The sequence below is a fragment of the Clostridium tertium genome, assembly GCF_017873245.1.
Taxonomy (GTDB): domain Bacteria; phylum Bacillota; class Clostridia; order Clostridiales; family Clostridiaceae; genus Clostridium; species Clostridium tertium.
Window position 1 is genome coordinate 97,645 of record NZ_JAGGJY010000006.1, and the last position, 17,862, is coordinate 115,506.

A 17,862-nucleotide genomic window follows, 5' to 3' on the forward strand; every position below is an offset into this window, starting at 1 on the left:
TTAAGTAGATATGGAGCAATCTTCAATCTTTTTTAGAGAAATAGGCAAATTCCTTTGGGACTAAGAAATTTACCAATATAAAATGTTTTCAAAAAATTTTAAAATATACTTGTAAAGGTAATCAAAAGATGCTATATTATAAATATACAAAATATTGTACATTATATAAGGGAGTGATAAATTGGACGTTCAAAGTAAGCTTATGCAAAAACTTGGAATAGCAATTACTTCTTTAGCAGTTGAATTCTTATCTTTAAATGAAGGGGATAGAATAAAAACTGTAGCAGAGCTTGCTGAAAGTTACGAAAGTGCTCGAGGAACAATACAGTCTGCTTTAAAGTTTTTAAAAGAACATAATGCAGTAACCTTAGAATCTAGAGGTCACTTAGGAACATTTGTTAAAGATATAGATTACATAAGACTTTTAGAACTGACAGGAATAAAATCCTTAGTAGGGGTTATGCCATTACCTTATTCTAAAAGGTATGAAGGTTTAGCAACAGGGCTTTGCAAATGCTTAAATGATAGCGGAGTTAATACAAACCTTGCTTTTATGAGAGGTTCTAATCATAGACTAAAGGCCTTAGAAGATGGTAGATACGATTTTGCAGTGACTTCAAGACTAACTGCTGATTTTTATTTAGAAAACAACAAACAAATTCAAATAGTTAAAACTTTTGGAGATTTTAGTTATGTCAATGAACACATTATAGTTGTTTCCAAGGAATTTAATGGTGAATTTAAAAAAGGGACAAGGGTAGGAATAGATAACTCATCTATAGACCAATTTATGTTAAGTAAAATATATTTTGAGGATATAGAAGTTGAATATGTTCCATTAAACTATAGTCAATTCATCACAGCTATAAGAGAAAATAAAATAGATGCTGCAATATGGAATTTAGATGATATTGAAGATAGAAAAGATGATATGAAGTTTATTCCTATGAATAGAGAAAGTAAAAATATTAAAGATACAGAAGCAGTGATAATTGCAAATAAGAAGAATTCTATTGTTCCAGCACTATTTTCCAGAATATTAAATGTGGAAGATGTGAAGGAATATCAAAGATTAGTTATGGAAAAGAAGATAATGCCTCAATATTAGAGGTATTGTTAAAATCAAAATACAAAAAAATGTACGTTGGAGGCTTTGAAATGGAATTAACATTAAGATTAGATATATTAAGAGATGCAGGAGAATTATCAAAAGAAAATTACAATAAGATAATACAAGTTATAAATTATTTTGAAGAAAAAAGAGGAGTAAAACTTTTAGAAGATAATGCATCAATGTTTATAACTCATTTATGTTCTGCTTTAGGAAGAATTGAAGAAAATAACTTAGTTAATAAATTAGATGATGTTGTAGCACAATCTTTAAAAGAAAATGAAAACTATGATGAAGCACTTAAAGTAGCAAAGGATTTAGAAGCTGTCTTAGGTGAAATTCCAGATTCAGAACTTGATTTTATAGTGATGCATGTTTGTACATTAGTATAATTAGGGTAATCGAAAAACTAATGCGTATTAGACAGATTGTGATAAATAAATATAATTAATTTGTATACGATTTAAAAGTAGGTATATAAGATGTATTTATAATGAAGCATTAATATAAGCAATTTGTATAGGAATAAACAATAGATATTATGTGAGGAAATAAATATAGTTTGCAGATAACATATGAGAAATAGTATGGACAAACAAACTAAAAAAATTAGATAAAATTAAAAATAAATTTGATACTAAATCTGAAAAAGAGATTTGAGTACCAAAGATAAGAATTAGAGAAACTTATAAAAATTAGAAATTAAATTATTAAAACGAAAATTATATCAATATTATAAAATTAATCTTTAGGGGAGGAATAAAAAATGAAAAGAATAGTAATAGGTGGACAAATAGATAAGCAAAGAGTAGCAGATATAACAGCAAAAATAGTAGGAGATAGAGCAAGTATAGAAATTAAAAGTGATATAGAAGCAGCAATGGCAATAAAAACAGGAGCAGCAGATTTTTATTTAGGAGCATGTAACACTGGTGGTGGTGGAGCACTTGCAATGGCAATAGCACTACTTGGAATGGGACAATGCGCAACAGTATCAATGCCAGGAAATATTAAGAGTGAAGCAGAAATAAAAGCAGAAGTAGAAGCAGGAAAAAAAGCATATGGATTTACAGCACAACACGCAGAAGAAGTTATACCAGTAATTCTTAAATATCTACTATAAAAATCAATATAATTTGCAAAAATAACCTTTACTTAAATCACTAAGATTTATTATGTTTTATGTGATTTAAGTAAAGATATTTTAACAACTTATAACTATATGCTTTAATTAATAATATATATATCTATTAATCTATATATTTAGTAATTTGTATATTGTTAATATGTGCTATAAGAACTATTAGCATATGAAATGATAGTATGCTTGTTTTATGAAATAGCAAAACTTAGAGCATATATAAATTTAGTTATTCAATAAATATCATATTATAAAATTTTAGGAGGTATTATTTATGCAATATTTAGTTGTAGCACTTTTAGGTGCATTAGCAGCAATATTATCAAATGCTGGTATAGCTGTTTTCAATGATGGGTTTAGAGCCATAGTTCCAGAATACTTAGAAGGAAGAATGGACAAAAAGGCTTTAGCAGCAACATCTTTTGCAATTAGCTTTGGATTAGTTATAGGTTTTGGTATTCCAGTATCAATAGCTGCATCCATTATCTTAATTCACAGTATATTATTAGGTACTGATATCATTGGATCTTTTTGTCCAAGTGGCAAAAAGGGATTAGCTATATCAGGAGTAGTAGGAGCCCTTTATGGAGTAGGTATAGTTTATGGATTACAATTTGTAGTTGATTTATTTGCAATGTTACCAGTTAACTTCTTAGATGCATTAAAGCAAGTTGGAACTCCAATAACAGTTGCTTTTGCAGTATTCCCAGCACTTGTTGTTTCTTATCAATTTGGAATTAAAAAAGGGTTCCTTACAGGAATAGTTGCTTTAATAGTAAGACAAATAACTGCAATATATGGAACTTTCACTATAAATGGAGCTAGTGTTAAATTAGATCAGGAAGGTATGGCATTACTTGCAGGTATGATAATTATGATTGCTTTTGCAATGCAAGAAAAACCAGATCCAAATGCTCCACAAATTGATTTAGCAGCAATTTTTGAAGAAAGAGTTAAAAAAATTAAAAAGAACTTACCTTTATTAGCATTAATGGGTGGATTAATATCAGCTGCAACTAGTCTTACTTTAGTAGCTGGAGATCCAATAAGCTTAAATCTTTTAGCTGAAGGAAAAACAACTGAAGCTGCAATGACAGCATTTGCAAGAGGTATAGGATTTATACCACTAGTTGCAACTACAGCAATTTCAACAGGGGTATATGCACCAGCAGGTATGACATTTGTATTCGTAGTTGGATTCTTAATAGGAAACCCAATATTAGCATTTGTTGCAGGAGCTGCAGTTATGGCTTTAGAAATTTATTTCCTAGATGGATTAGCTAAATTAATGGACAAGTTCCCAGGAGTTAGAAAGTGTGGAGATAACATAAGAACAGCTATGAGTAAAGTATTAGAAGTAGCTTTATTAATAGGTGGTATGATGGCTGCACAAGCTATGGCACCAGGACTTGGATTATTCGTAGTAGTTGGTTTATATGTATTAAACAAAACTTCAAAGAAGCCAATAGTAGACATGGCAGTTGGTCCAGTTGGAGCAATTGGAGTTGGTGTTTTAATTAACATACTATACTTAGTTGGGTTATATGTAGTACCTAAGTAGGAATTGGAAAAGTTAAAGAGTGAAAAAGTGAAAGAATTTTGGAAATAACTCAGAAAAGCTGAGTTATGGAAGAATGAAAGAATTGGAGAAATAACTCGGACTGGCTGAGTTATGGAATTGGAAAAATGAAAAAGTTAGAGATATAACTTACACAAGCTGAGTTGTGAAGAAATGAATAATGAAAAGTTGAGGAGATAATTCAGCCGAAGCTGAATTATTAGAAATATAAGTTTCTTAAACTCCTTAGGAGTTTACTCATTAATTTTTTCATTATTCACTCTTTCATTCTTCCCATTAAATTTAAGGTGGTATTTATATGAATAAGGAAATAATTTATGCGCATGAGCACATTACTATAGATTTATCTGGTGTAAAAAAAGATGCAGATTGTTTTTTAAATAATAAGAAGCAAACTATTGAAGAATTTAAGGAGTTAAAAGCTAAAGGTGTTTCTACTATTATAGATGTTACAAATAGAGGAATGGGTAGAAGTACTGAATATGTAGCTGAAGTTATTAATGAAACTGGTTTAAATATTCTTCAATCAACTGGATATTATAAAGAACCATTTCTTCCAGAAGAGGTTTATAAAATAAATGAGAAGAAGATGGCAAATATTTTAGTAGATGAAATAATAAATGGTATAGATGAAACATCAGTAAAGGCTTCTGTAATAGGAGAAATAGGAACTAGTTTAAATAAAATAGAAGAAATGGAAAAGAAGGTTTTTGAAGCTTCATGTATGGCACATATTGAAACTGGAATTCCAATAATAACACATACAACACTTGGGAAATTAGGACTTGAACAAATTGAGATATTTAAAAACTTCAATGTAGATTTATCTAAGGTTACATTAAGTCATATAGATTTAAGTGGAGACTTAGAATATATGTTTAGATTATTAGATACTGGCGTAAATATAGCATTTGATACAATTGGGAAAAATAATTATCAGCCAGATGAAAAAAGAGCAGAATGGTTAAAGGCTCTTTGTGAAAGAGGATATAGCAATCAAATAGTTATGTCTATGGATATTACGAGAAAATCTCACTTTAGAGAAAATGGTGGACTTGGTTATAGTTATTTAATAGATAGCTTCCTGCCAAGATTATATGAAAATGAAATTTCTAGCAAGCATATAGAAAATATGTTAGTTAATAATATAAAAAATATTTATAACCTTAAGTAGGAGGAAGATGTATGAGAACATACCCATTACACTCAATAAGTTTAGATGAAGCAAAAAAACTACAATTTAAAATAATAGATACAATAACAAAGCATTTTGATGGAAGAGAAGTTCTATCTCTAGGTGACTTAGGTGTTGTTAAAGGATTGAATAAACCTACTTATACTAAGAAAGTAGAAAATGTTTTTGCAGAAGTTTTTGATGCAGAAGCTGCAATATTAGTAAGAGGTGCAGGAACAGGTGCTATAAGATGGGGATTGATTAGCTTTATGGAAAGTGGAGATACAATATTAGTTCATGATGCTCCAATATATCCAACTTCAAAAGTTACTATTGAAACTATGGGACTTAAGATTATAAAAGCTAATTTTAATAATTTAAATGATGTAAAAGATGTAGTATTAAAAAATCCACATATAAAAGGGGCATTAGTACAAAATACAAGACAAAAAATTGATGATTCTTATGATTTAGAAGAAGTTATAAAAGCAATAAAAGAAGCAAATTCTAATATAAAAATAATTACTGATGATAATTATGCAGCTTTAAAAGTAAAGAAAATAGGAAACCAATGTGGAGCTGATCTTGGAAGTTTTTCTTGCTTTAAGATATTAGGTCCAGAAGGTGTTGGAGTATTAATAGGAAATAAGGAACTTGTAGATAAAGTTTATTCACTAAATTACTCAGGAGGAAGCCAAGTTCAAGGTCATGAGGCTATGGAAGCATTAAGAGGTCTTGTATATGCTCCAGTTTCATTAGCAATTCAATCAGAGGTTAATGAAGAACTTGTAAATAGACTAAGAAGTGGTGAAGTTGAAGGAGTAAAAGATGCATTCCTTGCAAATGCTCAATCTAAGGTTTTATTAGTTGAATTAGATGAAAATATAGCAGAAGATGTTTTAGAGCTAACCACAAAATATGGAGCTGCATCACATCCAGTAGGATCAGAATCAAAATATGAATTTGTTCCAATGATGTATAGAGTTTCAGGAACATTTAGAGCTGCTGATCCAACCCTAGAAAAAAGAATGATAAGAGTAAATCCAATGAGAAGTGGTGCAGATACAATAATTAGAATTTTAAAAAGTGCAATTGAGGATGTTAAAAAAGAAATTAAGTAAGGGGGAGTAAAGATGTTTCTTGAAAAGACCATAGAAAGAAATAGGGAGTTAGTTCAAGCTGCATTTAAGCTCCATAAAGAAGGAGTAATAATACCAGATACTTATGTTATTGATTTAGATACTTTAATAGAAAATGCAAAAAAGCTTAAAGATGAAGCAGATAAGTATGGTATAAAGCTTTATTTTATGACAAAACAAATAGGTAGAAATCCTCTTATTTGCAAAGAATTTATGAAGCTTGGATATGACGGAGCAGTAGTAGTAGACTTCAAAGAAGCTGAAGTTATGATAGATAATGGAATAAAGATAGGTCATGTTGGACATTTAGTTCAAATTCCTAAAGCTTTAATTGAAAAAGTCGTTAAATCTAGACCGGATTATATTACAGTTTATTCAATTGAAAAAGCAAAGGAAATTAATGAAGTTTGTGAGAGGCTTAATATAAAACAAAATATAATGCTTAGAGTCTTAGGAGAAAATGATAATTTATATTCAGGACAATATGGTGGATTTAAATTAAATGAACTTAAGAGTATTGGATCAGAATTAGTTAAGCTTAAAAATTTGAACTTGGCAGGTGTAACTTCATTTCCATGTTTCTTGTTTGATGAAGAAAGTAATGAAATTAAAAGAACAAATAATATAGATACAATTAAAGAAGCAAAAGAAATATTAGAAAAAGAATTCAATATAAAAATAGAACAATTAAATATGCCATCAGCAACTTGTGTTAATTCTATAAAGAAAATATATGAAGAAGGTGGAACTCACGGGGAACCAGGACATGGACTAACAGGAAGTACTCCATATCATAAATTTAATGATGGAGATGAACTTCCAGCAATGGTTTATGTAAGCGAAGTATCACACAATTTATTAGATAGAGCTTATTGTTATGGTGGAGGTCATTATAGAAGATCTCACATGGAAAATGCTTTAGTTGGAACAGATGTAGATAATTCAAAAATGATTAAAGTTATTCCACCAACAGATGAAAGTATAGATTATCACTTTGAGCTATCAGAAAACTGTAATGTATCGGATACAGTAATCATGGCATTTAGAACTCAAATATTCGTTACAAGAAGCAATGTGGCTTTAGTAAAAGGAATAAAGATTGGTAAACCAGAAATAGTCGGAATTTACGATTCACAAGGAAGAAGAATCAATGGATAATTGAAAATTAACCTTAATGATATGTATTAACTTTCCGATTTTTATATAATTTCCAATTTAATACATATCATTAATGAGGCTAATTCTTCAATTAATAATTTTAAGTGAGAAATATAAGTTGGCGAAGATAAATGAAACATACCTAGTTATATTGGCCTTTATATTCGCAATTTATAATTATTGATTATAAAACTGAATAAATAATTAGAGGGAAAGAAATGGATGATGAGGATGGGATAATACCACAACCTTGTGCTGAAGTTTCTTTTAATTATAAGCCAAAAAAGGTAAAAAGTTATTAGCGAAATGGGTGAGGTATTTTTCACTCTTTCACAATTATTATAAATTAGAAATATAAGTTGGCAAAGATAAATAGAATATGCGGAGTAAGCATATAGCGAGCAATTAGAAGTACTTGGTGAAGGAAGAACTACTAGGCCTTAGCGTTGTTGGTTTGTTTGAGCATAGCGAGTTAACCAAAACTCTTGGCATAGTAGTTTTTTCGAAAATTTAATAGGAACATCTACTTCAGATAAGCTTCAGTAGATGGGCTTTCATACTAAGTTCAGCTAGCTTCACTAAGTATTCAATGCCTGCACAGCTATTTAGCTTATGGAGCATATCTAGTTATCGTAGCCTTTATATTAAAAGGAGGAATTAATATGGGAAAATTCGTAGTGATTGTCCTTGATGGTTTTGGCATTGGAGAAATGGATGACGTTAAAGAAACAAGACCACAGGATATAAATTCAAATACATGTCTTCATATATTAGAAAGAAGAGAAGATGTAACTTTACCTAATCTTGAAAAGTTAGGTCTTATAAATATATTAGGAACAGAAATAAATGGAATGAAGGAAAATCCTCATGCGACTTTTGGAAAAGGAAAGCTAACTCATTTTGGTGCAGACACTTTCTTTGGTCATCAAGAAATAATGGGAACAAAGCCAAAGATGCCATTTAGAGAACCTATAAAAAATAAAATAGAAGCTATATATAATGCAATTAAAGAAGCAGGATATAAAGTTTATTATAAAGAAGGTAAGAAAGAAAAATATTTAGTAGTTGAAGATGCGCTTACTGTTGCAGATAATATAGAATGTGATTTAGGGCAAGCATTTAACATTACATCATCTTTAGATTTAATACCATTTAGTAAGGTATTAGAAATTGGGCGTATAGTTAGATCTATTGCAACAGTTCCTAGAGTTATAACTTTTGGTGGTAAAGGTATTACTTTAGAAGATATACTAAATGCAGAAGAAGAAAAAGATGGAGGATATATAGGAATAAATGCACCAAAATCAGGAGTTTATAATAATGGATATGAGTGCATACATCTTGGATATGGAGTTAATCCTAAGACTCAAGTTTCAACAATACTTTCTGAAGAAAATGTACCAGTTTACTTATTAGGAAAAGTGGCCGATGTAGTTATAAATGAAAAAGGTACAAGTATTCCTATGGTAGATACAGAAAAGGTATTAAAGAAAACAATAGAAATATCCAAAGAAGTAAAAGAAGGTTTTATATGCTGTAATGTGCAAGAAACAGATTTATCAGGACATGCTGAAAATGTTGATAGATATGCAGAAAAGCTTCAAATTGCAGATAATCTTATAGGTGAACTTATTAAGACAGTAAAAGATGATGATATATTATTAGTAATGGCAGATCACGGAAATGATCCAACAATAGGGCATAGCAAGCACACAAGAGAGATGGTTCCACTTATGATTTATGGTGAAAATGTCAAAGAGGGATTTGTAGGAATAAGAGAAACTCTTTCAGATGTGGGAGCAACAGTTGCAGATTATTTTAAAGTAAAGGCGCCTGAAAATGGAGAAAGCTTCTTAAGTAAACTATTATAAAATATAAATAAGAAATAAAAATTAAACAACTTAATATAATAGGGAAATTAAAATAATGAAATTTAATGTTAAAGAAAGTTTAATATTTCTTGGTTTGTTTTAATTTCTCTTTTTTATTTAGTGTAAATACAGAGTCAAGTGTAAATATAGAGTCATTAGTAGAAATTATAAATTAACTATAATTAAATATTGTTACTATAATTAAATTTTGATAATGAAAGAGTTTCTACTATTTATTATAAGGAGGTTAATTCAATGATAGAAAATAAAACAAAGTTACATAAGACTAAAATTCTAGCAGAACAAAATTTATATAGGTCTGTTATTTCTATAAATAAGAATCTAGAGGAAGAGGTAGAAAATAAAGAAAAGGATTATTTAACTTTTGGAGTTAAGAATACTGTGGATATTCCTATAAGTTTGGTGGATAAACTGAGAAAAAATTCTAAATATTTATTTGCGACTATAGATAAGATGTCTCATCTTGGCAGAAGTATAGATACAGATTTAATTAATCCACTAACATATAGATGTATGACAGGATCAAGTAGTGGAACAGCTGTTAATATACTTAAAGGTATTAATGACTTTGGAATAGGAACAGATGGAGGGGGATCAGTATTAGCTCCAGCAATTAGTACTAACTTATATTCATTTATAGGATCTGGGGTAAGATTAGTCACAGGAAAGGAAAGTTTATCCACAGATAGTATATCTTTTACAGGAGGAATTGGAGTAATATCAAAAAGTTTCTTCATATTAAAAGGCGTAGCTGAAGACATATTAGAAAAGAAAATAAAATATAGTGAAGATAAAATAAGAGTATTGATACCTAAGAATAATTCAATTATCTTACCTGATGGAATAGATATGAGGTTAGAAATAGACAAAGTAATTCAGTGTATAAATGAAAATAAGCGTGTATATGAAAATAATGATGTAAAAAATAATAATCAAGATAATGCTATTAAGGATAGTATATTTAAGGTAAATGGAGTTGAGGACAAGTTGCTTGATGAGAAAATAAGAAGCAATAAGGGGCATAAGATATTTGATGAGGAAATAACAAGTGATGAGTATAAGCTTTATGAGGATAAAATAAGTAGTAATGAAATTAAGCCAAAATTTGAATTTATAGAATACTCTTTTGATAATATATATGAAAGAAATATTTCTATAAAAGAAATAAAGAATATATTTGATAATGATATTGCAGATATTATTTTAACTTATGAAGGGCCTATAGATGTCTATGGGTATGATGAAACTATTCAAAGAAGTTTTAAGGGAAAAGCTGAAAAAGAAATTACATCAAATGGAGGAAAAGGAATAGTTAAAGCAATAAATATGTGTAAATGTACAGGAATTACAATTCCAGGAGAAAAGCTTGCTAGTGGATTTGTAATTTGTGCAAAAGAAGGTATGCAAGGTTTAATTAATGCTTTTACTTTTGGGAAAGTTATTGAAGAAAGTGTAGAAAAGAATGAAATTTTTAATAGATATTTTATTGATAGAGAGAAGTTTGTGGAACCAATAGGCTAAGCTAATAGAATGATTGAAAAAGTTAGCCCCAGGGGAATTATCCCTGGGGCTTATAATGTTTGGGATAAGTAATAAGATATAGAGTTAAGAAATAGTTAAGATAAAATTAAGATTAGATTAAGAAAAAAAGAGAAAAGATGTTGTCTAGTAAAGCTAAATAAGACTAGTCCGGCAGTTTAATGTAATATATTAGTACAATATAGTTAACTAATATAATATAATACTAAAATGGTATGGTAATACATACTATATGATTTTAAGAAAAAAGCAAAAGAAAATATTAAATTAAAATAAAGGAGAAAATATGGTATTTAGTTCATCAGTATTTATTTTTATGTTTTTACCATTAGTATTATTTTTATATTATATTTCTGGTAAAAAAATTAAAAATTATATTTTACTTCTTGCAAGCTTATTCTTTTATGCATGGGGAGGAATGAGCTACTTAAAGGTATTAATTGTTTCTATTTTAATTAATTATATTTTTGGTTTATTGGTAGATAAGACAATTGATAAGAAACATTTAAGAATGCTTTTTTTAATATTGGGGATAATTTTAAATTTAGCTTTGCTATTTTATTATAAGTATTACGATTTCTTTCTAGAAAATATTAATACTATATTTAATATGAATTTAGAGTTAAAAAAAATAGTATTACCTATAGGTATATCATTTTTTACCTTTCAAGGTATGTCTTATATAATAGATATTTATAGAAATGATGCTAAGGTAAATAAGAATATTTTTTCAGTTGCTTTATATATATCACTTTTTCCTCAATTAGTTGCAGGACCTATCATAAAATATAAGGCGGTAGATGAGCAGATAAGAAACAGAAAAGAATCTATTGATTATTTTAGCTATGGAATAAATAGATTCATAATTGGATTAAGTAAAAAAATTATAATCTCCGATATGATTGGAGTTATATCCGATAATATTTTTATTTATGCTAATTCATCAGGAATTGATATTATAACAGCTTGGATAGGTGCAATTTGTTATACATTGCAAATATATTTTGATTTCTCAGGATATTCAGATATGGCGATTGGTCTTGGCTACTTGTTTGGATTTAATTTTCCGGAGAACTTTAATTATCCATATATATCAAAGTCTATTACAGAGTTTTGGAGAAGATGGCATATATCCTTATCTACATGGTTTAAAGAGTATCTTTATATACCATTAGGGGGAAATAGAAGAGGCAATGTATATTTTAACTTATTTGTTGTCTTTTTAGTGACAGGCTTATGGCATGGAGCTTCATGGAACTTTGTAGTTTGGGGCTTATGGCATGGTTTATTTATGATAATAGAAAGACTTATAAGAGATAAATCTTGGTATAAAAAAATCCCTTCATTTATAAAAATATTTATTACATTATTTATTGTAATAATAGGTTGGGTTTTATTTAAAGCAGCTACTTTAGAAGAAGGGCTACGATATCTATCAATAATGTTTGGATTAGTTAGCTTTAGTAATATAACATTTGAGTTTACTTATTTTATAAGTAGAAAATTTATATTATTAATAATTATTGGAATAATAGCATCAACACCAATGCCTAAAAATATCTTCAATAGATATAAGAGGATAAAGGCATTTGAATTAATCAAAACAATTTTAATAATTTTATTATTTATTGTATCAATAATATTTATGGTTAATTCAACATACAGTCCTTTTATTTACTTTCAGTTTTAAGTAAATAGAAAAAAGTGAGGTGATGAATATGAGTTTTTTCAAAAAAGATATGAAGTTAAAAAATTTAAATAACAAAGATGTACAATTTATAAAGATAAATAATTTAATAAAAATAGGAGCATTCTTTTTAGTAATTTTGATACCGATATTATTTATGAACTTTAAAAGAGATCAGGTTTCTAAAATAGATAATAGAATGCTTTTAAATTTTGAAGATATATTCTCAAATAAAGATATATTTAATAATATAGAAAGTTATATAGATGATAGAATTGGGTTTAGAACAGAAATGGTAGATATCTATGCTAAGGTTATGGATAAGGCTTTTAATGAGATAACCCATCCTAAATATGAATATGGAAAAGATGGCTTTATAATGTCTAAGGCAGAAGAAAATGAATTTGATCCAGAGTTTATGGATATATATTCAGATTTTATAAAGGAATTTCAAGACTATTGCAATGCTAGAGACATAAAGTTTTTATATGCAGTTGAGCCAAGAAAAGAGCTTATATATCCAGAATATATAACTGAAGGATATAATTATGAAAATAGAGATATAGAATACTTCTTGGAGCTTTTAGAGGAAAAGAATATTAATTATCTAAATAATATAGAAACATTAAGTGAAGCCAGGGAGAAAGGGAGTGCTTTAGATATATTAAAGCAAGGATATCGTAACTCTGGGGATACAGAAATAGTAGAGTTTCTAGAAAGTGAACTTTTGATAACAGATGAATTTAATGAATTAGATAAATCAAATGTATATATAGAAAATGAATATAATAAAAATTCAAAAAAAGAAATTGTAGATAGCAGAGGGTTACTTTATGACAAGGAATATGATGCAAGGCACTGGAATGAAACTGGAGCAATAATTGGAATATCTGCAATTTTAGATAGATTAAATCTATTAGACAATAGAGTTGAAACCTTTGATATAAGTAAATATGAGGCAAAGGATTATATAAATGATACTCTTGTTGCATCAAATTTTGAAATAAATGAAATCACAACCAAGTACAATTTAATAGAGGATAATTCTATTTATATAGAAGATCTAGAGGATGAAATAAAAAGACACGAAAATTTTAGTAATTTTACACATTATAAAAATGAGGCAAATCCAAATGCGCCTAGAATATTAATATTTGCAGGTAGCTATTTTGATGATAAGGAAAAGTTTCTCACAGAAAGCTTTTCAGAACTTATGAAAATTCATAACTACAGAAATGTTTTAGATTATGAATACTATATAAATATATTTAATCCAGATATAGTACTATTTGAATCAACAGAATATACACATTTTGATTTTTACTTCCCTGATGATGAGATGGAAGATAAGGTTCATATAAAAAACTTAAAAAATTACAATAACTTAAAAGAGGATAATTTTGTAGTTACTGAGTCAAATAACCTAAGTAACCACATTAATTGTAATAATATAACAAACTTTTCTATTGAAATAGATAGTGAAGATGTATTATTTGCCTATGCGTATATAAATAATAGAATACTAGATTGTAAAATAAATGAAATAGATAATCAAAAATATGTTGAGTTTTCTATTATGGCTTCTGAAATAAAAGATTTAAATGAATTTGATTTATATTTTATTTCTATGGATGAAGAAAGATATCAGAAAGTAAGCTTTGAATTGAGGTAGAGATTAACTTTTTAGAATTAATTAGAAAAAAGATTGAGCCTCATAGGGAATTCTCCTGAGGCTCAATCTTTTTTATCAACATTATTATTCATTTTTTAATATTTAATTTCTATTTAGTTATTCTATTGAAAATATGAATTTATGAAGTTCTTTGGTTGTGCCTTCTATATCTATATTAGTATGATACATATCAGTAAAACCTGCGCTTATAATATTTTCATCTGAAGGAAATCTTCCTTGTTCTATATTATTTAAGCCCATACCCAAAGCTTTAGTTGAAATTGATATAATTTCAGAGTTTGAAAGGTTAGTTGTTACAAGAGGTAGTATATTATTTATAAGCCAAGGAACTTCAGTTAAGTTAATATCTTTGAACTTAACAAATAAAGCATTTAATACATCTCTTTGACGTTCTGTTCTTTTAAAGTCTCTTCCTTCTGTATATCTGATTCTGCAATAAGCAGAAGCTTGTGTACCATTCAAAAGCTGAATACCGGAATTGTAAATATGTTCTGTAGTTGTTCCATTATTTTTATCTATATTATCTATGTAGCTATTAATATATTGAAGTTCGTCAGGCGTTATTTCAATTTCAACTCCACCAAGAGCATCTATTATTTTAGGAAGTCTAGCTAAGTCAACTTGAACAAATTTATCTATTTTTAAATTAAAATTGTAGTTTATAGCTTTAAGTATAGAACTTGGACCTCCATCTAATATTGTATAGTTTAAATTCATTTTTCCACCTTGAGGTAAATCTAGGTAGATATCACGCATCAAAGAGCAAAGTTTTATATTATTATTTTTAGTATCGATAGATAAAATCATAGTAGAATCAGCTGAACTAACGTCATAGTATTCAGAAAAATCACTACCAAACAATGCTATAGTTATGATATCATCAGCTTCTTTAGGGGGTTCCTTTCCTGTATTAGTTACATCACTTCTATCAATATCAACCCTTTCGACTTTGTTAGAAAGATAATATGAATAAGATGCTATTGAACTAATGATTATTAGAATAAAAGCTAGTAGAGAAAGTAGTATAATTTTCTTTTTTGATATTTTTTTCATATATAGGCCTCCAAATCTAAGATATAGGTATATTATAGCAAAATAAAGATAATATTGGAAATAGGTGTATGAATAATACATATGCAAAATAACTCTATTTGATATAAAATATAGAAAATGATAAAATTAATGCCAGGTATTAAAAATATATTAATATAAAGCTTATACTTAGGGGGAAGAAGAATGAAGAGATTAATATCTACAATAATAGTTTTACTATTTTTTATACCATCAATTCAGCCTTTAGCAGATAGTAAAACTGAGACTGAAAATATATATAATTATATGATGCAAAATAGTACAAGCCTTGGAGTGGACAATATTAATGGGGAATTAGATACTTCTAATACAGTATTAATGTCTAATGGTGCAACCAAAACAATAAATAATATAGTTGTGCTGATAAGATTTAAAGGTGAAAATGAATTTATGAATGTAGAAAAATCAGAGCAGTTAAATGACTCATATAATATGTTCAATGATTTTAATAATGATAGGTTAGCGGATGAAGGATCAATATCATTAAATTCATATATAAATGATTTAACTTATGGAGAAATAAAGGTAGATAGTTATTTTTATCCTAAGGGAAATAATACATTTTTATCAATCGAAGCGCCACAAACAAGAGAGTATTATGAAAAGTATGTTGCAGGAAGCAAGGAAGAAGAAGTCTTTATAAAATGGGCTTTTGACTCAATAAAAAACAATATAAACTTATCAGCAAATGAATTGGATAAAAATGGTGATGGAGAAATTGATGTAGTAACTTTTTTATGCACTGGAGCTTCAGTAACAAATAATATGCTGTGGCCACATGAAACTAAATTTATAGGAGACTCATCATTAAATGGTAAGAGGTTAGGAAACTATAACTTGATAAATATAGGTACTGATGAAAATAATATGTTTAATAAAAATTTACTTAGAGTAGCAATACATGAATTCTTACATGTATTCAATTATCCAGACTTATACAGGTATTATTATAGAGGAAATCCTGTTGGAGAATGGGATGTTATGGCTAATACAGATGGATATGGGCAATTACCTTTAGTATATACTAGAAACTTTTACAGTAACTTAAATATAAATATTGGAGAAATTAAGAGTGATGGTATATACACTGTTAAATATTCACAAAGTTCTAACAAAAATGATATAGTTGCTTTTAAGATTAAATCACCTTTATCAGAAAAAGAGTATTTTATGGTAGAGTTTAGAAAGAAGTCAGGAAACTGGGACAGCACTTTACCGGGATCAGGACTTATAGTTTATAGAATAAATGAAAATGTTAATCCATATTTGGGAAATAGAAATGGATATCCAGATCATATTTATGTATTTAGGAATGATGATGTTAATAGTACATATGCTTCAGGAAACACTAAAACTGCATTTTTATCACAAGAAATAGGAAGGACAAGCATTGGAAGTAGCGATTTAAAAAGTGGTTTTATTTCCAATAGTTTATACTTTGATAATGGACAAAATAGTGGTATTGTAATTTCTGAAGTAGGAAGTGCAAATGGGAATGAAATAAGTTTTAAAGTTACGTTTCCTAAAGAAAATAATGAAGTAAAATTTACTAGTATTATAGGAAGTGACAGGTATGATACAGCAGCGAAGCTTAGTAGTTCAAACTTTATTTCATCAGATACGGTTGTAATAGTTAATGGATTAGAATTAGCGGATGGACTAGCTGTTACTCCATTAGCTACATACTTAAAAGCACCTATATTATTAGTAGAAAATAATAATATTCCAAGTGAAGTTATAAATGAAATAAAAAGACTTGGAGCAAAGAAAGTTATTATTGCTGGTGGGGAGGGTGTTGTTTCTAAAAATGTACAACTACAACTAAATAAGTTTGGAATAAGTAACATAATTAGGTTAGCAGGAAAAAATAGATATGAAACATCACTACAAATAGCAAAATATATAGATTCCAATTGCTATGATATTGAAAATATAGTATTAGCAAATGGATACGCAGAAGCAGATGCAATGTCAATAGCTGCTGTATCAGGTAGAGATAGAATGCCTATTATATTATCAGAAACAAATATTTTAAATTCTAACACCTATAATTGGTTAAAAAGTAAGGGTTTAAAAAATGCATATATAATTGGAGGAAATGGTGTAATATCAGACAAACTATTGAATGAAGTTAATTCAATTACATTATTAGATATTAGAGAGAATAGACTTGGTGGGAAGGATAGATATAAGACTAATGCTATAGTAATTGATAGATTCTATGGAAATGAAATATCAAAGGTTTATGCTTCAAAGGGGTTAGAGCTGGTTGATGCTTTATCTGCTGGACCAATAGTAGCAAATAATAATGGTGCTATAGTTTTATGCGATAGCAACTTGGATATAGATCAAAATATAGTGCTTAAAAAAAGACAAAGTAATGAAATTATACAAATAGGTGGAGGAGTTTCGCTTAATTCAATATATTCCTTAAAATATGTATTAAAATAGAATGAAATGGAAATGCTTATAATACCTTAATAAAATAGGGTTCATAAGCATTTTTATTTGTTTTTTAAAAAGACGATATATAGCTATTATAAAGATTAAAATAATCCTATCAAATTCGACAATATAATTTTGAATTTATGGAATGAAAAGTCAAAAATAAATAAAGTTTAATGAAATACTAATATTTCAGAAGGATTTTAATTATA

At 28.0% G+C, this 17,862-nt stretch carries 13 protein-coding genes; 12 read left to right on the forward strand and 1 reads right to left on the reverse strand.

Features of this window, described 5'->3' with window-relative positions:
- The first annotated feature begins 181 nt into the window (after positions 1–181).
- The 11 genes from yhfZ to J2Z25_RS08690 all read left to right on the forward strand — a co-directional run bounded on the left by yhfZ (position 182) and on the right by J2Z25_RS08690 (position 14,092).
- Complete coding sequence (gene yhfZ / locus J2Z25_RS08640; protein WP_209739815.1) at positions 182–1,108, forward strand: GntR family transcriptional regulator YhfZ; 927 nt, start codon at positions 182–184, stop codon at positions 1,106–1,108.
- Positions 1,109–1,158: 50 nt separating this feature from the next.
- Positions 1,159–1,503 (forward strand): PRD domain-containing protein, encoded by a 345-nt coding sequence (locus J2Z25_RS08645; RefSeq protein WP_209739818.1) that lies wholly within the window; start codon positions 1,159–1,161, stop codon positions 1,501–1,503.
- A 374-nt stretch (positions 1,504–1,877) separates the two neighbouring features.
- A complete protein-coding gene (locus J2Z25_RS08650; RefSeq protein ID WP_209739821.1) occupies positions 1,878–2,234 on the forward strand; it encodes a DUF2620 domain-containing protein in 357 nt (118 codons plus the stop codon).
- 292 nt (positions 2,235–2,526) lie between these two features.
- Positions 2,527–3,813 carry a YhfT family protein gene (locus J2Z25_RS08655; protein ID WP_008680546.1) on the forward strand — a complete coding sequence of 429 codons (1,287 nt, stop codon included), beginning with the start codon at positions 2,527–2,529 and terminating at the stop codon, positions 3,811–3,813.
- 316 nt (positions 3,814–4,129) lie between these two features.
- Complete coding sequence (locus tag J2Z25_RS08660) at positions 4,130–5,005, forward strand: phosphotriesterase family protein (RefSeq protein WP_209739824.1); 876 nt, start codon at positions 4,130–4,132, stop codon at positions 5,003–5,005.
- An 11-nt stretch (positions 5,006–5,016) separates the two neighbouring features.
- A complete protein-coding gene (locus J2Z25_RS08665; RefSeq protein ID WP_209739827.1) occupies positions 5,017–6,126 on the forward strand; it encodes an aminotransferase class V-fold PLP-dependent enzyme in 1,110 nt (369 codons plus the stop codon).
- A 12-nt stretch (positions 6,127–6,138) separates the two neighbouring features.
- Positions 6,139–7,302, forward strand: a complete 1,164-nt coding sequence (locus tag J2Z25_RS08670; RefSeq protein WP_209739831.1) for a YhfX family PLP-dependent enzyme — start codon at positions 6,139–6,141, stop codon at positions 7,300–7,302.
- 662 nt (positions 7,303–7,964) lie between these two features.
- Entirely contained in the window at positions 7,965–9,173 is a 1,209-nt protein-coding gene (locus J2Z25_RS08675; protein ID WP_209739833.1) for a phosphopentomutase, read from the forward strand.
- Positions 9,174–9,428: 255 nt separating this feature from the next.
- Positions 9,429–10,715, forward strand: coding sequence for an amidase (locus tag J2Z25_RS08680; protein WP_209739836.1), 1,287 nt, complete (start codon positions 9,429–9,431; stop codon positions 10,713–10,715).
- 304 nt (positions 10,716–11,019) lie between these two features.
- On the forward strand, positions 11,020–12,423 hold the full coding sequence (locus J2Z25_RS08685; protein ID WP_209739837.1) for an MBOAT family O-acyltransferase: 1,404 nt from the start codon (positions 11,020–11,022) through the stop codon (positions 12,421–12,423).
- Between the two features lie 28 nt (positions 12,424–12,451).
- Positions 12,452–14,092, forward strand: a complete 1,641-nt coding sequence (locus tag J2Z25_RS08690) for an alginate O-acetyltransferase AlgX-related protein (RefSeq protein WP_209739840.1) — start codon at positions 12,452–12,454, stop codon at positions 14,090–14,092.
- Positions 14,093–14,209: 117 nt separating this feature from the next.
- On the opposite strand, the gene J2Z25_RS08695 is transcribed toward J2Z25_RS08690, so the two are convergent.
- Positions 14,210–15,166, reverse strand: a complete 957-nt coding sequence (locus J2Z25_RS08695; protein ID WP_209739841.1) for an LCP family protein — start codon at positions 15,164–15,166, stop codon at positions 14,210–14,212.
- Positions 15,167–15,349: 183 nt separating this feature from the next.
- On the opposite strand from J2Z25_RS08695, the gene J2Z25_RS08700 reads away from it, so the two are divergent.
- Entirely contained in the window at positions 15,350–17,656 is a 2,307-nt protein-coding gene (locus tag J2Z25_RS08700) for a cell wall-binding repeat-containing protein (RefSeq protein ID WP_209739844.1), read from the forward strand.
- Positions 17,657–17,862: the final 206 nt, after the last annotated feature.

Excerpts from the sequence above, each read along its gene's own strand:
- J2Z25_RS08700 (WP_209739844.1), top strand. The coding sequence starts at position 15,350 with ATGAAGAGATTAATATCTACAATAATAGTTTTACTATTTTTTATACCA.
- J2Z25_RS08660 (WP_209739824.1), top strand. The coding sequence starts at position 4,130 with ATGAATAAGGAAATAATTTATGCGCATGAGCACATTACTATAGATTTA.
- J2Z25_RS08670 (WP_209739831.1), top strand. The coding sequence starts at position 6,139 with ATGTTTCTTGAAAAGACCATAGAAAGAAATAGGGAGTTAGTTCAAGCT.
- J2Z25_RS08655 (WP_008680546.1), top strand. The coding sequence starts at position 2,527 with ATGCAATATTTAGTTGTAGCACTTTTAGGTGCATTAGCAGCAATATTA.
- J2Z25_RS08665 (WP_209739827.1), top strand. The coding sequence starts at position 5,017 with ATGAGAACATACCCATTACACTCAATAAGTTTAGATGAAGCAAAAAAA.
- J2Z25_RS08690 (WP_209739840.1), top strand. The coding sequence starts at position 12,452 with ATGAGTTTTTTCAAAAAAGATATGAAGTTAAAAAATTTAAATAACAAA.
- J2Z25_RS08685 (WP_209739837.1), top strand. The coding sequence starts at position 11,020 with ATGGTATTTAGTTCATCAGTATTTATTTTTATGTTTTTACCATTAGTA.
- J2Z25_RS08675 (WP_209739833.1), top strand. The coding sequence starts at position 7,965 with ATGGGAAAATTCGTAGTGATTGTCCTTGATGGTTTTGGCATTGGAGAA.
- J2Z25_RS08680 (WP_209739836.1), top strand. The coding sequence starts at position 9,429 with ATGATAGAAAATAAAACAAAGTTACATAAGACTAAAATTCTAGCAGAA.
- J2Z25_RS08650 (WP_209739821.1), top strand. The coding sequence starts at position 1,878 with ATGAAAAGAATAGTAATAGGTGGACAAATAGATAAGCAAAGAGTAGCA.
- J2Z25_RS08645 (WP_209739818.1), top strand. The coding sequence starts at position 1,159 with ATGGAATTAACATTAAGATTAGATATATTAAGAGATGCAGGAGAATTA.
- J2Z25_RS08695 (WP_209739841.1), bottom strand. The coding sequence starts at position 15,166 with ATGAAAAAAATATCAAAAAAGAAAATTATACTACTTTCTCTACTAGCT.